The organism is Micromonospora sp. CPCC 205561, assembly GCF_036906775.1.
GTDB lineage: Bacteria > Actinomycetota > Actinomycetes > Mycobacteriales > Micromonosporaceae > Micromonospora.
This window is the reverse complement of sequence record NZ_JBAKHV010000119.1, coordinates 1-1,316: the sequence shown is the minus strand read 5'-3', so window position 1 is coordinate 1,316 and position 1,316 is coordinate 1. Positions and strand designations below refer to the sequence as shown.

Sequence of the window (1,316 nt, the reverse complement as noted above, 5' to 3'; positions counted from 1 at the left end):
TCCGTGCCGCCCTGTGCCGGGCCGCACCGGCGGCCCCGTGCCGCGCCGCACCGGCGGGGCCGCCGGCCCGGTCGGGCGCCCGGCCCGGCCCGCGCGCCGAGGGGGCCGGCCGCCCGCCCGGCGGGCCGGCCTGCTGGCGCTGGGCGTCCTGGCCCTCGTCGCGGCCGGCTCCACCGCGGGCGACGACGCCACAGGCCCACGGGACGCCGGAAGCTGGACGGTCGGCCCGGTCACCGTCGCGCTGCCGCCCGGATGGCGGGCCGCCGGCACCGGCTGGGCCGGCCGGTACGGCCCCGACGGCCGGCTCGAACCGGCCCTGGTGATGTCGCCCGACCCGCGCCGGTGGGCGGTCGACCCGACCGTGCCGGGCGCCTTCGTCGGAGTGTCGGCCGACATCGCCGCGTGGGCCACCCCCGCCGGCTTCGTCGCCGAGCGGCCGCACGCGGCGTGCGTCGCCGCCCCGGTGCGCCGCACCCGGCAGGCGGGCGTGGACTGGGTGGTGGCCGGGTTCACCTGCGACCGGGGCCGGCCCGAGATCGTCGAGGCCGCCGGGCTCGCGCCCGGCCGCGCCGCCCTGATCTACGTGCAGGTCACGCCCCCGGCCGGCAGCCGGCCCGACTTCGTCGACACCCTGCTGGCCGGGGTGCGGGTGCGGTGAGCCCCACCGGTCACCGCGCCACGACGGTGACCGGGTACGTCGTGCCGCCCTGCGGGATGAGCACCACCACGGTGCCGGGGCGGACGAACCGGATGTCGACCACCCCCGCCTCGTAGCTGCGGGAGACCAGGTCCTCCCGGTCCACGGTCACCTCGCCCGGCCCGATGCCGATGATCCGCAGCACCCCGCCGGTGGCGAAGCAGAGCGAGCGGACCAGGGCCAGCTCGGTCTCGGCCAGCACCAGGTCGTGGCGGACCGCGCCGAAGCAGGTGCCGGGCGGCCCGCTCGGCGACCGGGTCGCGGCCGGCGTACGCGCCGCGGCCGTCGTCGGGGGCGCTGCCGGCCGGGGCGGCGGGGCCGGGCGGGCGACGGCCGACGTGCCGGCGGTGCCCGGCCCGGGCGGGGAGACGGACGGCGGGGAGGCCGACGGCGGGCCGGGGGAGCCGGAGGACGGCGTCACCGGCGCGGTCGGCGCCTGCACGGGCAGGGGGGAGACGGGCGCCTCGCCGCCGCCGCACCCCGCGACCGCCACGGCCACGGCCACGGCGAACAGCGCGACCCCGAGGAGCCGGGGCGCGCAGGACCGGGAGCCGCCACGGCCGCGCGGCGCGCCGGTCGAGCCCCGGCGGCTGTCGCGCGCGGCGGCGGGCCCCGCCGG

At 82.4% G+C, this 1,316-nt stretch carries 1 protein-coding gene and 1 pseudogene; one reads left to right on the top strand and one right to left on the bottom strand.

The features are described 5' to 3' along the window. Nucleotides 1-658 (top strand): annotated as a pseudogene (locus V6V16_RS27695) (serine/threonine protein kinase); the annotation flags it as partial. A gap of 10 nt (nucleotides 659-668) precedes the next feature. On the opposite strand, the gene V6V16_RS27690 reads toward V6V16_RS27695, so the two are convergent. Next, nucleotides 669-1,316, bottom strand: a 648-nt coding sequence (locus tag V6V16_RS27690; protein ID WP_442934167.1) for a hypothetical protein, incomplete at its 5' end; no start/stop codon positions are given.